The sequence below is a fragment of the Rhizobium phaseoli genome, from assembly GCF_001664385.1.
GTDB classification, from domain to species: Bacteria; Pseudomonadota; Alphaproteobacteria; order Rhizobiales; family Rhizobiaceae; genus Rhizobium; species Rhizobium phaseoli.
Genome location: NZ_CP013532.1, coordinates 1,875,237 through 1,892,516 on the forward strand (window position 1 = coordinate 1,875,237; position 17,280 = coordinate 1,892,516).

Sequence of the window (17,280 nt, forward strand, 5' to 3'; positions counted from 1 at the left end):
ACGAAGATGCAAGGTCTCAAAGCCCCACATTCGGCCTGTCGATGATTTCTCTGAGCGCGAAGCTCGAATTGATTTTGACCACATGCGGAAGCGCCGACAGCCAGTCGCGATGAATGCGCTCGTAATCCTCGAGATCGCGGGCGGCGACCCTTAGGATATAATCATATTCGCCGGACATCAGGTAACAGACGAGCACGTTCGGGCAGAGCTTCACCGCCGCCTCGAATTCCGCCAGCGTCTTGGCGAACTGGCCGGAGAGCGAGATATGCACGATGGCAATCATCTTGTAGTCGAGCGCCTTGTGCGAAAGCCGGGCGTGATAGCCGCCGATGACACCGCTTCGTTCGAGGATGTCGAGCCGGCGCGAACAGGCCGAAGGCGATAGCCCGATCTTTTCGGCAAGCTCGGCGTTGGTGATGCGGGCATTGGCCTGCAGGACCTTGAGAATCGCAAGATCGATAGTGTCGAGATCGGTCATTCGAAGGACTTTCGAAAAATAACGATGATGGCGCAATAATCCGCGAAAAATCGCTTCCGTGCAAATCGTCTTTGCAAGGACATTTCGCTCTCTTGGTGGTTGGATTCTTCCTGCGAGGAGATCCGCGACCGCGGAGACAAAATGAGAGGAACGCTAATGCGTGTCGGTTGCCCGAAGGAAATCAAGAACCATGAATACCGCGTCGGCCTGACGCCGGCTTCGGTGCGCGAATACGTCGCCCATGGCCACGAGGTCTGGGTGGAGACCAAGGCAGGCGCCGGCATCGGCGCCGATGACGCCGCCTACGCCGCGGCTGGCGCGAAGATCGCCGCCTCCGCCAAGGATATTTTTGAAAAGTGCGACATGATCGTCAAGGTGAAGGAGCCGCAGCCCTCCGAATGGGCGCAACTGCGCGACGGTCAGCTTCTCTACACCTATCTGCATCTGGCGCCCGATCCCGAACAGACCAAGGGTCTGATCGCCTCCGGCGTCACCGCGATCGCCTATGAGACGGTCACCGACGAGCGCGGCGGCTTGCCGCTGCTGGCGCCGATGTCGGAAGTGGCGGGGCGCCTGTCGATCCAGGCAGGAGCGACCGCGCTGCAGAAGGCCAATGGCGGTCTCGGCGTCCTGCTTGGCGGCGTACCCGGTGTGCTGCCGGCCAAGGTCACGGTGATCGGTGGCGGCGTTGTCGGCCTGCACGCCGCCAGAATGGCCGCCGGCCTCGGCGCCGATGTCAGCATTCTCGACAAGTCGCTGCCACGCCTTCGCCAACTGGACGACATTTTTGCGGGCCGTGTGCACACGCGTTATTCCAGCATCCAGGCATTGGAGGAGGAGGTCTTTTCGGCCGACCTCGTCATCGGCGCCGTGCTCATCCCCGGGGCGGCGGCCCCGAAGCTCGTCACGCGCGAAATGCTGTCCGGCATGAAAAGGGGCTCCGTTATCGTCGACGTCGCCATCGACCAGGGGGGGTGCTTCGAGACCTCGCATGCGACGACCCATTCCGATCCAACCTACGAAGTCGACGGCGTGGTGCATTACTGCGTCGCCAACATGCCGGGCGCTGTGCCCGTCACCTCGGCGCACGCGCTGAACAACGCCACGCTGGTCCATGGGCTGGCGCTCGCCGACCGCGGCCTGCGCGCCATTGCCGAAGACAAGCACCTGAGAAACGGCCTCAATGTGCATAAGGGCCGCATCACCAGCAAGCCGGTCGCCGAAGCCCTCGGCTACGAAGCCTTCGCGCCGGAGAGTGTACTGAACGTAGCGTAAGCTGCCTGACTCCGGGTTAGGTAAGGGCGCCGGTCTCCGCAAGGGCCGGCGCCTTTACCTTGTCGATCCGGCACTGGAAGCAGTTGTTGCGCGCCGAGCGCACATGCACGTAGGCAATCTCCGACCGGGCCAGCAATGTCTCGGCATAGGCCGGTATACTGGCGATCTGGGTCACCGCGCCGGTGCCGTAGACGATGCGGTCGTTCTCGCCATAGCCGCGGACGATGAAGTCCGGACTCGTCGTCAGCACCGGCGGCAGAATTTCTTCGGCGCTGTAACGCCGGCAAGGCTGCTTGTGCAGGAAAATCGGCCCGGTCTCGGCATAGGGCTGCAGTTCCGGGAAGGGCCGGTAGGCGAAAACCAGAAACTCGTCGCCCTCTTCGATATTCTGCAGGCAATGACGGCAAGGATTGCCGTCACCGTCTGATGTCATTGTCTCGGGCAGGTTATCATAGGCGTCGCGGCCGCCATTCCAGAGGACTCTGGCATCGGCAGTCGGCATGGCGGCAAAACGAATGGCGGTCATGGCAGATCTCCTTTGTGATCGCCATGAAATTGCGCCCGCACCGCCGTCCAAGCCACCCGTTTCTTGCGTGTTGCCACCTGGTCCGGTTCATCAACAATTGATGGGAGGTTGCACCTTTCCTCCTTCATTCCTGTGCTCGTCACAGGAGTCCAGTGCGCCCAAGTCCTTGGGCGCGATAGACTTTTGCGTTGGTATTGCTTCATTTACGGCGCGGGCGCGCCGTGACTGGCTTCCTGTGACAGGCACAGGAATGAGGAGGGAGGTAGGGCGTTCACCACATAGCCTAGGTATCTAAGTGGTCAGTAGGCAGACAGATGCACCGGAAAAGCAACCCAAACCGTCAGCCCTTCCGCGCGATCTCCAGCAGTTCCTTGTCGCTGAGCGGCCGGACGATGCCGGTGCCGGTCGAAACCGGGGAAAAGCCGTACATTTGATAGAGCTGCAACGCGCGCGGATGGTCGAGATTGTTGGTGGTCGTGGTGACGCGCTTCGGATTGAGCGACCAGATGGCATAGAGCGCCTGCAGCAGGAACCATTTGCCGATGCCGAGGCCGAGCGCATGTTCGATCAGGCCGAAATGGCTGAGTTCGATGGTCTCCTCGTCCTCGCAGAAATATTCATAGAAGCCGGCCGGCGCGCCGTTCACATAGAGAACGCTGATATTGTTGCGCTTGTCGTTCAGTGTCGCGGCAAGCTGCTCGTCGCTCATGCGCAGCCGATCCACCCACTGCCAGCGCGCGCCCACCTGCCGGTAGAGATAGCGATAGAAGGGCAGCGGAATGCCGGGCGCGCGCATGATCGCCGTCTGGATATTGACCGGCACCGGCAAACTGGCTTTCGGCGCTGCCGTCATTTCCAGCCGGGTAATGTGAGCTTTCAGCGAAGCGGGTGTCTTTCCCATGGCGGTCAGGCTTTGACCGGCATTGGCGGACCGGTGACGACAGGCGTATCGTCACGGCTGCCCCATTCGCTCCAGGAGCCGTCGTAAAGCTTGTTGTCATGATGGCCGAGCGATTCCAGCGCGAGCGTGATGATCGCCGCCGTGATTCCCGAGCCGCAGGAGGTGACGACCGGCTTCGAAAGATCGATGCCGGCATCCTCGATCGTCTGGCGGAGTTCGGGCAGTGATTTGAACCGGCCCTGGCTGGCAAAGACGCCGGAAGGTAGGCTGCGGGCGCCGGGCATATGGCCGGAGCGCATGCCGGCCCGCGGCTCAGGCTCGGTGGCGGCGAAACGGCCGGCGCTGCGGGCATCGGCGATCTGCATCGCGCCGCTCGAGACGATGTCGCGCATGGCATCGAGCGTCACCACCCGGCTCGCATCGAAGTTCGGCTTAAACGTCGTCGGCATATAGGCGGGCGTGGTAGTTTCGAGCGGACGCCCCTCGGCCTTCCAGCCGTCGAGACCGCCGTCGAGCACGAAGACATTCTTTGCCCCCATCACCCGAAACAGCCACCAGACGCGCGGCGAGGCGAACAGCCCGATGCCGTCATAGACGACGATGCGATCATTCTCGCTGATGCCGAGCCGGCCGACTTCGGTGGCGAAATATTCGGGCGAGGGGATCGTATGCGGCAGCGACGTCGAATGGTCGGCGATCTTGTCCTGATCGAAACGGATGGCGCCGGGAATATGGCCGGCCGCATATTCGGCATCGGCATCGCGTTTCTGTGCCGGCAGATAGAAGGAAGCGTCGAGCACACGCAGATCCGGTTTGCCGAGCTCGCCCTGCAGCCAGTCGGCGGAGACGACGAAACGGCTCTTGCTCTCAGTCATTAATGGTCTCCCTTGTCAGGCTTCGTCGCCGGGCACGCCGAAGCGGATGCGGAAGCGCCGGTTCTCCTTGCCCTTCTTTTCGATCTTGGCGATGTGAATCTGGCCGACTTCCTGCGTCTCAGAGACATGTGTGCCGCCGCAGGGCTGGCTGTCAATCGAGGAGTTCTTGCCAATGCAGACGAGGCTGACCCGCCCGAGCCCCATCGGCGGGCGCACATTCTTCGATTTGACGATATCGGGATTGGCCGCAAGCTCGTCGCCGGTGATCCATTGCAGATAAACCGGATGGTTCTGGCCAACCAGTTCCATCAGCCTGGCCGTGACCTCGTCCTTGTCGATCGTCTCGCTCATGTCGAAGTCGATGCGGCTTTCCTCCTCGCCGACCGCCGCCCCGGTGATCGGATAGGAGCAGACGACGGACAGCAAGTGGCAGGCCGTGTGCATGCGCATCAGCCTGTAGCGGCGCGGCCAATCGACATGCAGCACCAGCGTTTCGCCGATCTCAGGCTGCGGCTCATTCTCGAGCGGCACATGGATGATGATATCCTTGCTCGCACCATGTTTCGTCTGACCGAGCGCGATCTTGCTGCCGTCGGCGCGTTCAAGCTGACCGGTGTCACCGGGCTGGCCGCCCGATGCCGCATAGAAGCAGGTCTGGTCGAGTTCGATGCCCCCGTCGTCGTGAATGGCGGTGACGACCGCCTCGCATGTCGAGAGATAGAAGTCGTCACGATAGAGGGCATTGACGGGCATGGGTCTCACACGGGTTCGTAGGGAACATGTATGTCGGACGACCTCGCCATCCAGCCCGGAACGGGCAGTCCTTTCGACCTCAGGAAATCCGGGTTGAAGAGTTTCGACTGATAGCGGTTGCCGTAGTCGCAGAGGATTGTCACCACCGTGTGACCTGGGCCGAGATCCCGGGCGAGATTGACGGCGCCGGCAATATTGATCGCCGTCGAGCCGCCGAGGCAAAGGCCTTCGTTTTCGACGAGATCGAAAAGATAGGGAAGGGCTTCGGCATCGGAGATCCGATAGGAAAAGTCCGGCGTGAAGCCTTCGAGATTGGCGGTGATGCGGCCCTGGCCGATGCCCTCGGTAATCGATGAACCTTCGGATTTCAACGTGCCGTTCTGGTAGAATTCGTAGAGAGCGGCGCCATCGGGATCGGCGATGCCGATCTTGACGTCGGTCTTGAAAGCCTTGAGGCCGGCAGCGACACCGGCCAGCGTACCGCCGGAACCGACGGAGCAGATAAAGCCGTCGATCTTGCCGTCGGTGTCCTTCCAGATTTCCGGTGCGGTCGTTTCGACATGTGCCTGCCGGTTGGCGACGTTGTCGAACTGGTTTGCCCAGATCGCGCCGTTCGGCTCGCTCTTTGCCATTTGCTCGGCAAGCCGCCCCGATACCTTCACGTAGTTGTTCGGGTTCTTGTAGGGAACGGCGGGCACTTCGACGAGTTCGGCGCCAAGCAGTTTCAGCGCGTCCTTCTTTTCCTGGCTCTGCGTTTCCGGGATGACGATGACGGTGCGGTAGCCGAGTGCCTTGGCGACCAGCGTCAGCCCGATGCCGGTATTGCCGGCCGTGCCTTCGACGATGACGCCGCCGGGCCGAAGCAGCCCCTTCCGCTCGGCGTCACGAATGATGAAGAGCGCAGCACGATCCTTGACCGACTGGCCGGGGTTCAGGAACTCGGCCTTGCCGAGAATGTTGCAGCCGGTTGCCGCCGAGGCGCCCTTGAGTTTGATCAGGGGCGTGTTGCCGATGGCTTCGAGGACGGAGGGGTGGAAGGTCATGGAATCTGCCTCTTTCGAACTCTTACTTTAAGAACGGTCTTTTCCCTTCACAAGGCTGTGTTGGCAAGAAATGCTATTCCATGCCTCTGTCGGCCACGACAAAATTTCGCTTTCCTGCCTAAAAAGGCGCATCACCCGGCATCCGGCGGTTGCGCCGTGATCCGAAGATTGACTTTACCCGTACAGATGACGAAAAACCGAAGCGGAACGCAGCAACAGGGCGTGACCAAAACCGACATGGTTCACGAGCAGATCGATACGATCGACGCATTGATGGCGCATTACGTCGCCGGTTCCTTGCCCGAGCCGGCGCGGGTGCTGGTACGATCCCATTTGCAAATGAAGCCGGATTATCGACGCTTGGTGAGCAGCCTCGAGCTTTTGGCCGGAGAAGCCCTGGAACGTTCACCGGAAGCCGCCATTGCCGATCGCGACCAGCGGCTTGCGGCGATCTTTTCCTCTGCGCCTCCCGCCTCCGGATCCGATGTTTCCAAGGGGCCGGCAGCGGCGCCATTTCCCCAGGCTTTGCGCGATCTCCTCGGCTTCGAAGCCGAGGACGTGCCGTGGCGCCGGCGCTTGCCCGGATTCAAGGACTATTCGTTCGACATGGAGGGCTGCGAGGTCAGCCTGATGTGGATCCGTCCGGGCCGCGCCTTACCGGCCCACACCCATAAAGGCATGGAGCTGATCCTGATCCTCGACGGCGCCTTCAACGATGAACGCGGCCATTTTGGTCCCGGCGACATCTCCATCGCCGATGAGACGGTCGAGCATCGGCCGGTCGCCGAAAGGGACCGGCCCTGCATCGCCTTTGCCGTTTCCGACGGGCCGGTCAGGTTCACCGGATCCCTTCGTCAGATGATCGGCGACCTGATCGGCTGAAAGCAGCCACAATGGTGTGATAAAGCCGTAAATCCGGGAGGAGATGAAAACTTCCGGACCTGTTCTCGTGTTGATCAGGCTGAGCCGGAGGAACATGTCATGCGTGATTTCATCGCCCGTCCCGAACATGGAATCGTCTGGATATCGGGCGCGAGTTCCGGGATCGGCCGGGCACTCGCGCTGAAGCTCGCCGGCGAGGGATACAAGGTCGCTGTCACTGCCAGAAGCCATGAAAAACTGGTCGAGTTGCAGGCCGAGGCCCGCGGCCTCGACGGCAGCATCGTCGTCCTCGACGGTGACGTCACCGATGCCGAGGACATGGAACATGCCATGGCCTCCATCGAATACGAGCACGGCACGCTCGCCATGGCGATCCTCAATGCCGGCACCTATCTGCCCGTTCATGCCGAGGACCTGCACCGCGCCGATTTCGAAAAGAGCTTCGCCGTCAATCTTTCCGGCGTCGTCAACTGCCTCTTGCCGGCGATCCGCCACATGAAGGCGAAAGGGCAGGGGCAGATTGCCATCGTCTCCTCCGTCACCGGCTATGGCGGCTTGCCGACCGGCGCCGCCTATGGCGCGACCAAGGCCGCGCTGATTAATATGGCCGAGAGCCTGAAATTCGATCTCGACAAGATCGGCATCCGCATCCAGCTCATCAGCCCCGGCTTCGTCGACACGCCGGCCACGCGAAAGAATGCCTTTCCCATGCCGGCCCTCGTCTCGACCGATGAAGCTGCCCGGCAAATCGCCGCCGGTCTGAAATCGCAGGCCTTCGAGATCTCCTTCCCGAAGCGTTTCACCACTCTGATGAAGCTGGCGCGTCTGCTTCCTTACAGCGCTTATTTCGCGCTGGTAAACCGCGTAACCGGCTGGCGCGAACGGCCGTCCTCATCGGGTCGCCATCCGGTGACACCGCATCCGGCGGAATGATCAGCTGCGCGAGAACACGACCTGGCGCACATCGATATTGCGGGCACGGAAGCCGGCTTCGCAATAGAACAGATAGAATTCCCAGAGCCGCTTGAACCGTTCGTCGAACCCCATCGGGCGGATGCGTTCCCAGACCGACCGGAAGCGCTCGCGCCATTCGGCCAGCGTCCGGGCATAGTCAAGCCCGAAACTGAAGTCCCTGACCAGTGACAGATCGACCTTGCCGGCGAGTTCGGCGAGATGATTGCGCGTCGGCAGCATGCCGCCGGGAAAGACATATTTTTGGATGAAGTCAGGATTGCTGCGATATTGATTGAAGGCTTCGGGGCGGATGGTAATGATCTGCAGCCCGGCCTTGCCCCCGGGCTTCAGGCATTGGCGGAGCTTGGAGAAGTAGGACGGCCAATATTTCTCGCCGACCGCTTCGAACATTTCGATCGACACGATCCGGTCATAGAGCCCGGCCTCGTCGCGGTAGTCCTGAAAACGGAATTCGACTCGATCATCGAGGCCGGCTTTGCGGATGCGCTCCTCAGCAAAGGTGAGCTGCTCGCGGCTGATCGTCAGTCCGGTTACCTTGCAGTTCAGCTCGCTGGCCGCAAATTCGGCAAAACCGCCCCAGCCGCAGCCGATTTCCAGCACATGGTCGCCGGGCGCGATGCCGGTCGCGTCTGCGAGCGCGCGGTACTTGGCGTTCTGGGCCGATTGCAGGTCGTTGGCGCCAGTCGAATAAAGCGCTGAGGAATAGGTCATGCTCGGATCGAGCCATTGCCGGTAGAAATCATTGCCGAGATCGTAATGGGCGGAGATGTTGCGCTTTGAGCCCGCCTTGGTGTTGGCGTTCATCCAGTGGCGGACACGCTCGACAAGGCGGCCGACGCCGCTTTTGCCGTGGGCATAGCGGTGCACGGCCTCGCCATTGACAAGGAAAAGTTCGAGGAAGGCGGTGATATCAGGACTGTCCCAGTCACCGTCCATATAGGTTTCGGCAACCCCGATCGTGCCGCTTGTCAGCGCCCGATAGGCAAGGTTCCAGTTGTTGAGGCTGAGCGCCGCCTTCGGCCCGGCCTTTTTGCCCTCGATCAGCAGCCTGCGACCGTCGGGGAGGGTAACCGCAAGCGAGCCGTGTTGCATGCGCAGAAGCCCGCGTAGCGCCAGCCTCGCCTTGAACGGCAGCCCTTTCACCAGACGGGATATGTTTTCGGCCGTCAGCGTCACCGCGTCCCGGGCCGGCAGATTCCGGTCCTGCGCCTTGTTCATCCTTCCTCCTCCAGCACCTTTTTTGCCGGTTAAGGACGACGACACATCCGGGGCGATGTGCTCGGGCGGCCTCCGGCCATTGCGTCAAACGCTAATGTTATTCCGGCGCATCTGCAAGCGAACGGGGCCGGTGGATGCTGACTTCAGGTGGCGGCATAGGGCGCCTGAAATAACGCGCACCCTTCAGCAGGAGCTTAAGCGCTTCCCAATGAATGCCGGCAATGATCTTGAAGGTGAGGAAAGGGATGCGCGCTGTCAGCCCGAGAAGCGAGGCGGTGGTCAAAGGGACCTGCCGTCCTGAGAACGTCGCCGAAAGAAGCGGGCCGTCGCTATCGGTTTCGAGGATCCGCCAGCGGATATGCTCGCCGGGCGGCAGCATGCGGAAATGATAGCGCGCCGCCATGCCGACGAAAGGCGATACGGGGAAGAGCTTACGGCAACTCTGGCGAAGCCCGCCTTCGGACAGCTCGCCATGGCCCACGGGGCAGACGTAGCTGTGCCGCTCACCGAAGGTGTTGCGCACTTCGTAGATCATCGCGACGAGCGCGCCGTCGCCATCATAGGCGTGATAGACGGAGAGCGGATTGAAGACATAGCCGAGAATGCGGGGATAGCAGACAAGCAATATGCTTTCGGCGCGTTCGAGCCCGGCCTCGGCAAGCAGCCGGTCGGCATAGGCGCGCAACGTCGCGCTGCCGGCAGCAGCATGATCCTGTTCGTGAAACGAGACGAGATTGCCTCGGTTGACGGAAAACAGCGCCGACAGGCTGCCGGCCTCCTCCAGCCTGTCGAGATCGACGAGCAGCGAGAAGACGCGATAGCGGAAGCGATGGCCGAAGGGTTTCATGCGTTGATGCATGATGTGGCCGACATAGAGCGCTGCTGCGGCATCCGGCGGAGGGCCGTTCTCCGTCACGCTGATACCGTGCCTTTTATCTCGCCCGCTCATGCCGCCGTATCCGTTCGGGGTTCGTGGAAGATGGTTCGGGAAGTCCGCCAGGGTATGACGCCGCCGAGGGCTTCGGCTGCCGCCAGGCCGGAAACGAGCCCGTCCTCGTGGAAGCCGTATCCCGTCCAGGCGCCGGCGAAATGGCAATGGTTCTCCCCCTGAATGTCCGCCAGCGCCTGTTGCGCCGCCATGGCCTCGGCTGAAAATTGCGGATGCTCGTAAGTGAATTCCGCAAACACCTTGCGAGGGTCCGGTTCGCGGTCCGGATTGAGCGTCACGAACATCGGGAATCGGTGGTCGATGCCCTGCAGCCGGTTCATCCAGTAGGTGACGGCCACACCCGCCATTCCATTCGTATGGCTCGAGCGCAGATAGTTCCATGACGCCCAGACCTTGCGCCGCTGCGGCATCAGCGCTTCGTCGCGATGCAGGACGACGCGGTTCGGCCGATAGGGAATGGCGGCAAGCAGTCTGCTTTCGAGCCCGGTGGCATTGGTGAGCAGGCGTGCCGTCTGATCGTTGTGGCAGGCGAAGATCACTTTGTCGAAGGCGCGTTCGCTGCCCGTTTCGTCGATGATCGTAACGCCATTTTCGGAGCGGGTCACTGCACGCACGCCGCAGGACAGTTTCACTCGCTCGCCGAGCGGCTGGAGCAGCCGGTCGAGATAGGTGCGGCTACCCCCGGTCACCGTGCGCCATTGCTGCTGCCGGTGGTAGATCAGGCGGTGATTGTCGAAGAAATTGACGAAATGCTCCGCCGGGAACTGCAGCATGCGGGCCGATGGCGTCGACCAGATCGCTGCTGCCATCGGCACGAGATAATTGTTGGTGAAGCCGGGCGAGAAGCCGCGCCAGTCAAGATAGTCTCCGAGCGAGCGTGAGGCGAGATGGCCGGCGGCGCGATCTGCGAGACACGTGCGATTGAAACGCAGGATCTCGCGGATCATCCAGAGGAACGAGGGGCGCAGCAGATTGCGCTTCTGGGCGAAGATCGACGAGAGCCCGCCGCCGCTCCATTCCAGTTTGCCGCGGTCGAGTGAGAGCGAGAAGCTCATGTCGCTCGCATGTGTCGCAACGCCGAGCTCGGCAAAGAGCGCCGTCAGGTTCGGGTAATTCAATTCGTTATAGACGATGAAGCCGGTGTCGACTGCAATCCGAAATCCTTCATAATCCACGTCGACCGTCGCCGTATGGCCGCCTGGCCGCGCCTGCTTCTCGTAAAGCGTAACCTGATGCACCTCACGCAACGCCCAGGCTGCGGAGGCGCCGGAAATGCCGGAGCCGATGACGGCGATTTTCAGCCGCCGCGGAGTGGAACCGAAATGCGCGTTCATGCCGCGCCCCTTATGGCGTTGTAGGCAGCGAGCGCCCGCTTGCGGGCTCCGGCGTGATCGACGACGGGTTCCGGATAAGTCTCGCCAAGGATGACGTCAGCCGCGTCGAGCACGCTCTTCGGCGCCTCGAACGGCCGGTGGATATATTTTGCGTCGAGCTTCCGAAGCTCCGGCACATGAGACCTGACAAAGTCGCCGTCGGGATCGAATTTTTCCCCCTGCAGCACAGGATTGAAGACGCGGAAGAACGGCGAGGCATCCGCGCCCGACCCCGCCACCCATTGCCAGCTAGCCGCGTTATTGGCCGGATCTGCATCGACCAACGTATCCCGGAACCAGGCCTCGCCGTGGCGCCAGTCGACCATCAGGTCCTTGATGAGGAAAGAGGCGGCGATCATCCGCACGCGATTGTGCATCCAGCCGTAACGCCAGAGCTGGCGCATGCCGGCATCGACAATCGGATAGCCGGTCATGCCGCGGGACCACGCATTGAAATCCTCCTCGGCGCTACCCCATTCGAAGCGGTCGAAACGGTCCTCCCAGTTGGCCGTCGCAAGACGCGGGAAATGGGCGAGCAGGTGATAGGAGAAGTCGCGCCAGGCGATTTCCTTGCGAAAATGCACGATGTCGGCGGCCGGCAGGTGTTTCGACAAGCCGCGCGTCGCATCCCAGATGCGGGCAGGGGAGATCTCGCCGAGCGCCAGATGCGGCGACAGCATCGATGTTGCCGGCTTTGCCGGATAGTCACGGTTTTCCTTGTAGCCGTCGAGCCTATCCTCAATGAAAGTGCGAAGCTTTTCCTGAGCACCTTCCTCACCGGGCGTCCAGAGATCTGCGAAATTGCTCGCCCAGTCCGGCTGCGTCGACAGCAACTTCCAGCTCTCCAACTTTTCCGATCCGGGAAGCTTCGATGCCAGCTGTAATTTCGACGGAATGTCCAGCGGCTCGGGTTCGATGGATCTCTCGAGCGCGCGCCAGAACGGCGTATAGACGCGATAGGGTGTGCCGCTGCCGGTCATCAACTGCGAAGGTTCGTGCAGCAGTTGGCCGCCGAAGCTCTTCACTTCGATCGCCTGCTTTTCCAGTTCGTGCTCGATGTGGGCGTCGATGGAGATGCCCGGCGGATCGTAGCGCCGGTTCCAGAAGACGGCATCGGCGTCGCTTTGCCTGATCAGGGAGCGGAGCACTCCAAGCGCTTCGCCGCTGGCAAGCAAGAGCCCTCCGCGCCGCTTGCGCAGCGAGCCGTCCAGCGCTTCCAGCGAATGGTGCAGCCACCAGGACTGCGCCGCCCCCAAAGGACCGGTCCCTGCAGCCTCCGGCTCTCTTATGTAGAGAGAAATGATCGGCCGCCCCGAAAAATGGGCGGCGTTGAGCGCCTTGTTGTCATCAAGGCGCAAATCCTTGCGAAACCAGAGGATGACAGGTTTTGCTGCGTCCTTTGCCAATGAAGCCGTTCCCCATCCGTGTGCCGTTCAAGCTGCTACGGATGTACGGAAGGGCCGGATTAAAAGTTTCAGCGCGCGGCGAGTTTTTCACCGCTGCCGCGACATGAAAAAAAGGCCGGCGTAAACCGGCCTTTTCCAGGCATGACGCGCGCTCGCGCGACGCGCTTTGGGAGGAGAGAACTGCCTGTTTAGTTGTCGTATTCGCGGCAGGCTTCGCTGATCGATGCGCCGCTCTGACCGCCGCGCGTATCAACGCCGGACATCTGCTGCGGCATGCCGGGGCATTCCATGGACTGCGGCCGGCCGATGCTCTGTGTCGTGGTCGGATCGACCGGAGCGACCTGTACTGGATGAATACCGTTGTCGCTGTTGGTGTAATCGGACGAATAGTTACCCGAACTCGGATCGGTCGAGCCACCATTCGTCGGCCCGATCGGATCGGGGTTCGACTGCGCAAAGGCCGAAGATGCCATGCCGATTGCCAGCAGCGACGCGGCGATAAGGGATCTTGTCATGAGGATATCCTCCTTTGATTTTCATCTTGGATGACCCTTGGGTAACTACACCTCTGAATCATTGTTCCGAAATTTCTGAGAAACTTTGCACGCGTACCTTGTATCGCTGCAGATAAACCGTAACGGCAAAGCCGCTGGATTGGCGTGCCCACCTGCCGTAGTGGCATGAGGAAACGCCGCTCCGCAGCTCAAGGGCGTTATTGATCATTACCCCTCGCGAGGCGGCAGATCTCTGTCTCTCGCCCTTGCCGGTCCATGTGGATTTGCTCGCGGACGGATCCGCTGAAACTGCGTCCCCTGATGCATGGCACGAGATGGACTGTCGCCTTGAAAGCTTGCAAAAGCTGCTGATTTGCCGTTTGATCCGGATATAGCGACAACCATCCGATGCTCTCCCAAAAGGATCCGCCTTTGTCCCTGCCGATGCCCCGCGGCTTCGAGAAGCCTTATGCCGCCTTCCTGTTCGATATGGACAGCACCATCCTCAACTCGATTCACGCGGCCGAGCGCGCATGGAGCGAATGGGCGCGGCGTCACGGGCTCGATGTCGAAGAATTTTTGCCTAAGATGCACGGCTCGCGCGGCATCGATACGATTACCCGGCTGAATCTGCCCGGCATCGACCCCGAATATGAGGCAAAATTGGTGACCGAGGCGGAAATCGCTGATGTCAGCGACGTCGTTCCCATTCCAGGAGCGGCGGCTTTCCTGAGCTCGCTGCCGCCGGATCGCTGGGCGATCGTCACCTCTTCACCCTTGCGTCTGGCGCACCGGCGGCTGGAGGCGGCAGGTTTGCCGCGGCCGAGGTTCATGGTGACGGCCGAGGATGTGACGGTCGGAAAACCCAATCCGCAATGTTATATCCTCGGTGCCGAACGCCTCGGTGTCAGTTCGGAGGATTGCCTGGTGTTCGAGGATGTTGCTGCCGGCATCGCCGCTGGAGAGGCCGCAGGCGCCGATGTCATGGTCGTTACGGCTACCCATCACCACAAGATGGAGACACGTCACCCGACCCTCCCATCCTATGATCAGATCTCGGTCCGCATCTCGGACGACCATAAAATGCTCGTCGTCTCGAACGCGGCCTTATAGCAGGCCGCATTTCGGTTTCCTGCCTTTCACTCCGCGGCCGCGGCAAGACAGCGATCAATGATCCGGCCGATTTCGCTGCGGCAGGAGCCGCAATTGGTTCCGGCGCTCGTTTCCTTGCCGACGGCCTCGACGCTGTGGCATCCGCCGCGCACGGCAGCGGCGATCTGGTTGACCCCGACGCTGAAGCAGGAGCATACGGTCGCACCCGGATCCGGCCTGCCAGCCCCGGGACGACCAGCAACGAGCGCAAAGCGTTTCCTCAGATCGCCGTGCGCGACGGAAAGCTGCGAGATCGCCCAATTGCGCGCGACGGCGACCGGCTCTCGTGCAAGGAACAGGGCGGCAAGCAGCGTTTCGCCGTCGAAGAATGCAAGCCTGAGGTCGCCGGTCTGCCGGTCGGCATAGCCCAGCGGTTCGATTTCGTCGGGAATGGCGAAAACCGCGCGGCACCAGGCCACCCAGTCGTCGACGGCTTCGGAGAAGGCAAGTTCCAGCCTCCAGCCGCCGACGGCCTTCGCCAGCGCCCAATAGGCCGCGTCAGGCATGGCCGGTTTGACGGCCGAAACGGCGAAACCGTAATGGGTGGCGCGGAAGGGGCGAACGGCGACGGCAACGTTTTTCGACGCCGGTTGACCGGAAAAAGGGTCGGTGATCGGCGCGACAAGCGCGTCGATCCGTCCTTTTGCCGCGAACTGGTCGTTCCAATGCATCGGTGCGAAAATGCCGCCGCGCGCCTGGCGATCGGTCACCAGGGCCCGGACGATCGCCTGGCCGTGCGGGCTGTCGATCTCGACGAGACCGGCGCTCGATATGCCGGCGTCGATCGCATCGCGCGGATGGATCTCGGCAAAGGGTTCGGCGATATGGGCGGAAAGCCTGGCGCTCTTTCCGGTTCGCGTCATCGTGTGCCACTGGTCGCGGATGCGCCCGGTATTCAGCGTGAAGGGGAAGTCGGCATTGGTGCGATCGGTTGCGGGCGGTTCCACCGCGACGAAGCGTGCCTTGCCGTCGGCATGGTAGAAACCGCCATCGGCGAAGAAGCGGGTGACGCCGGGCGAGCTGCCTGCCGCCTGCGGCCATTGGAAGGGCGACAGTTCGTAATAGGCGGCGCCGGTCATGTCGGCGCGGGCGCCGATGTCGAAGTCGCGGCTGCCGTTGTTTTCGAAGGCGGAAAGGGCGGCGTGTTCGGCGAAGATTTCGGCCGGCGCATCGAAGTCGAAGGCGGCGGCAAATCCCATGCGGCGCCCGACCTCGGCGAGCTGCCACCAGTCGGCCTTCGCATCGCCTGATATGCCGAGAAACGGCCGCTGCCTGGAAATGCGCCGTTCGGAATTGGTAACGGTGCCGTCCTTCTCGCCCCAGCCGAGCGAGGGCAAAAGCACATGCGCGTGCCGGGCCGTATCCGTCTCTCGCAGAATGTCGGAGACGACGACGAAGGGACAGGCGGCGATTGCGCTTTCGACGCTGTTCGCATCCGGCATCGAAACAACAGGATTGGTGGCCATGATCCAGAGCGCCTTGATGCGCCCGTCGGCGACGGCGCGAAACATGTCGACCGCTTTCAAACCGGGTTTTGATGCGATGACCGGCGATCCCCAAAAGCGCTGAACGCGGTCGCGGTCTTCAGGATTTTCGATTGCCATATGGGCGGCGAGCATGTTGGCGAGACCGCCCACTTCGCGCCCGCCCATGGCGTTCGGCTGGCCGGTCAGCGAGAAGGGGCCCATGCCTGGGCGGCCGATGCGGCCGGTCGCCAGATGGCAGTTGAGGATGGCATTGACCTTATCGGTGCCGGACGAGGATTGGTTGACGCCCTGGCTGTAGCAGGTGACGACCTTCGATGTCGTCTCGAACAGGCGGAAGAATTCGCGAATCTGCATGACCGGCAGGCCGGTCCGTTCGAGCAGATCGTTGATATCAAGTGCTGCGGCGGCCGCAAAGGCGCCGGCGAAACCTTCCGTATGGGAGGCGATATAGTTCTGGTCGATCGCAGAGCTTGTGGCGAGATGGGCAAGCAGCCCCATGAACAGCGCGACGTCGCCATCCGGGCGGATGGCCAGATGCAGGTCGGCGATATCGCATGTCATCGTCCGGCGCGGATCGATGACGACGATCCGCATGTTCGGCCGCGCCGCCTTTGCCGCGGCCAGCCGCTGATAGATGACGGGATGACACCAGGCGAGGTTGGAGCCGGTGAGCACGACCAGATCCGCAAGTTCGATATCCTCATAGGTCCCTGGCACGGTATCGGCGCCGAAGGCGCGGCGATGGCCGGCCACGGACGAGGACATGCAGAGCCTGGAATTGGTGTCGATATTGGCCGAGCCGATGAAGCCCTTCATCAGCTTGTTGGCGAGGTAGTAATCTTCGGTCAGCAACTGGCCGGAGACGTAGAAGGCGACGGAATCAGGCCCGTGTTCGGCGATCGTTTCGGAAAAGCGCTGGGCGACCAGATCGAGTGCCTCGTCCCAGCCGCTGCGCGCGCCTGCGATTTCGGGATAAAGAAGCCGGCCGTCGAGATCGATGGTTTCGGCCAGCGCCGAACCCTTCGAGCAGAGCCGGCCGAAATTCGACGGATGCTCGGGATCTCCCTTGACGCTGACGGCGCCGGCCTCGTCGACGGTGGCGATGACGCCGCAGCCGACGCCGCAATAGGGGCAGGTGGTCTTGACCTCAGCCGCCATTATTCAGCCGCCATCAACAGGCTTTCCAGCGCGATGAACAGGGCGCCGTCCTCGGTGCGGACCGGTATGGTCCGCACCTCGCCCTCGTCGGCGCCGAGCGCCTTGCCGGTTTCGAGTGAGATCACCCAATTGTGCAGCGGGCAGGTGACCGCCTTGGCATGCACGATGCCCTGGGAAAGCGGGCCGCCCTTGTGCGGGCAGTGATCCTCGATGGCGAAGACCTCGTTTTCGGCCGTGCGGAAGACGGCGATCTTGCCCTGCGGCGTCTTCACGCAGCGTGCGCCGCGCAGGGGAATATCGGAGATGTCACCGATTGCGATCCAGTTCATGTCCAT

The 17,280-nt window shown here is 61.9% G+C and carries 17 protein-coding genes; 4 read left to right on the plus strand and 13 right to left on the minus strand.

Going from position 1 to position 17,280, the window contains the following annotated elements:
• Positions 1-16 precede the first annotated feature (16 nt).
• Positions 17-478, minus strand: coding sequence for an Lrp/AsnC family transcriptional regulator (locus tag AMC88_RS09120; RefSeq protein ID WP_004672173.1), 462 nt, complete (start codon positions 476-478; stop codon positions 17-19).
• Between the two features lie 156 nt (positions 479-634).
• On the opposite strand from AMC88_RS09120, the gene ald reads away from it, so the two are divergent.
• The gene (gene ald, locus AMC88_RS09125) at positions 635-1,753 is read left to right on the plus strand and encodes an alanine dehydrogenase (protein WP_012483558.1); all 1,119 of its coding nucleotides are present in this window, start codon (positions 635-637) and stop codon (positions 1,751-1,753) included.
• Between the two features lie 16 nt (positions 1,754-1,769).
• On the opposite strand, the gene AMC88_RS09130 is transcribed toward ald, so the two are convergent.
• The 5 genes from AMC88_RS09130 to AMC88_RS09150 form a co-directional block, all read right to left on the minus strand.
• Positions 1,770-2,279, minus strand: a complete 510-nt coding sequence (locus AMC88_RS09130; RefSeq protein ID WP_064825163.1) for a DUF1203 domain-containing protein — start codon at positions 2,277-2,279, stop codon at positions 1,770-1,772.
• Positions 2,280-2,619: 340 nt separating this feature from the next.
• Positions 2,620-3,180: a GNAT family N-acetyltransferase gene (locus tag AMC88_RS09135; protein WP_004672184.1), complete on the minus strand. Its 561-nt coding sequence runs from the start codon at positions 3,178-3,180 to the stop codon at positions 2,620-2,622.
• 5 nt (positions 3,181-3,185) lie between these two features.
• Positions 3,186-4,055 carry a 3-mercaptopyruvate sulfurtransferase gene (gene sseA, locus AMC88_RS09140; RefSeq protein ID WP_010021736.1) on the minus strand — a complete coding sequence of 290 codons (870 nt, stop codon included), beginning with the start codon at positions 4,053-4,055 and terminating at the stop codon, positions 3,186-3,188.
• A 15-nt stretch (positions 4,056-4,070) separates the two neighbouring features.
• A complete protein-coding gene (locus AMC88_RS09145; protein WP_064825164.1) occupies positions 4,071-4,808 on the minus strand; it encodes an alanyl-tRNA editing protein in 738 nt (245 codons plus the stop codon).
• 5 nt (positions 4,809-4,813) lie between these two features.
• Positions 4,814-5,851 (minus strand): cysteine synthase A, encoded by a 1,038-nt coding sequence (locus AMC88_RS09150; protein WP_012483562.1) that lies wholly within the window; start codon positions 5,849-5,851, stop codon positions 4,814-4,816.
• Between the two features lie 222 nt (positions 5,852-6,073).
• Between AMC88_RS09150 and AMC88_RS09155 the strand changes: the two genes are divergently transcribed.
• Both AMC88_RS09155 and AMC88_RS09160 read left to right on the plus strand, forming a co-directional pair.
• A complete protein-coding gene (locus AMC88_RS09155) occupies positions 6,074-6,733 on the plus strand; it encodes a ChrR family anti-sigma-E factor (RefSeq protein ID WP_029531122.1) in 660 nt (219 codons plus the stop codon).
• 99 nt (positions 6,734-6,832) lie between these two features.
• Entirely contained in the window at positions 6,833-7,666 is an 834-nt protein-coding gene (locus AMC88_RS09160) for an SDR family NAD(P)-dependent oxidoreductase (protein WP_010016258.1), read from the plus strand.
• On the opposite strand, the gene AMC88_RS09165 is transcribed toward AMC88_RS09160, so the two are convergent.
• From AMC88_RS09165 to AMC88_RS09185, 5 genes are all read right to left on the minus strand, one after another.
• Positions 7,667-8,926 carry an SAM-dependent methyltransferase gene (locus tag AMC88_RS09165; protein ID WP_064825165.1) on the minus strand — a complete coding sequence of 420 codons (1,260 nt, stop codon included), beginning with the start codon at positions 8,924-8,926 and terminating at the stop codon, positions 7,667-7,669. It lies immediately after the preceding gene.
• Positions 8,927-9,023: 97 nt separating this feature from the next.
• On the minus strand, positions 9,024-9,875 hold the full coding sequence (locus AMC88_RS09170; protein ID WP_064825166.1) for a DUF1365 domain-containing protein: 852 nt from the start codon (positions 9,873-9,875) through the stop codon (positions 9,024-9,026).
• Positions 9,872-11,209 carry an NAD(P)/FAD-dependent oxidoreductase gene (locus tag AMC88_RS09175; RefSeq protein ID WP_064825167.1) on the minus strand — a complete coding sequence of 446 codons (1,338 nt, stop codon included), beginning with the start codon at positions 11,207-11,209 and terminating at the stop codon, positions 9,872-9,874. Before AMC88_RS09175 ends, AMC88_RS09170 begins: the two co-directional genes overlap by 4 nt.
• Positions 11,206-12,654 carry a cryptochrome/photolyase family protein gene (locus AMC88_RS09180; RefSeq protein WP_064825168.1) on the minus strand — a complete coding sequence of 483 codons (1,449 nt, stop codon included), beginning with the start codon at positions 12,652-12,654 and terminating at the stop codon, positions 11,206-11,208. The genes AMC88_RS09175 and AMC88_RS09180 overlap by 4 nt, the downstream gene beginning before the upstream one ends.
• 188 nt (positions 12,655-12,842) lie before the next feature.
• Complete coding sequence (locus tag AMC88_RS09185) at positions 12,843-13,169, minus strand: hypothetical protein (RefSeq protein ID WP_009997973.1); 327 nt, start codon at positions 13,167-13,169, stop codon at positions 12,843-12,845.
• A gap of 411 nt (positions 13,170-13,580) precedes the next feature.
• Here AMC88_RS09185 and AMC88_RS09190 point away from each other — a divergent pair, with 411 nt between their 5' ends.
• On the plus strand, positions 13,581-14,261 hold the full coding sequence (locus AMC88_RS09190; RefSeq protein WP_170960103.1) for an HAD-IA family hydrolase: 681 nt from the start codon (positions 13,581-13,583) through the stop codon (positions 14,259-14,261).
• Positions 14,262-14,287: 26 nt separating this feature from the next.
• On the opposite strand, the gene AMC88_RS09195 is transcribed toward AMC88_RS09190, so the two are convergent.
• On the minus strand, positions 14,288-16,945 hold the full coding sequence (locus tag AMC88_RS09195) for a nitrate reductase (protein WP_064829930.1): 2,658 nt from the start codon (positions 16,943-16,945) through the stop codon (positions 14,288-14,290).
• A complete protein-coding gene (gene nirD / locus AMC88_RS09200; RefSeq protein WP_096478234.1) occupies positions 16,945-17,280 on the minus strand; it encodes a nitrite reductase small subunit NirD in 336 nt (111 codons plus the stop codon). Before nirD ends, AMC88_RS09195 begins: the two co-directional genes overlap by 1 nt.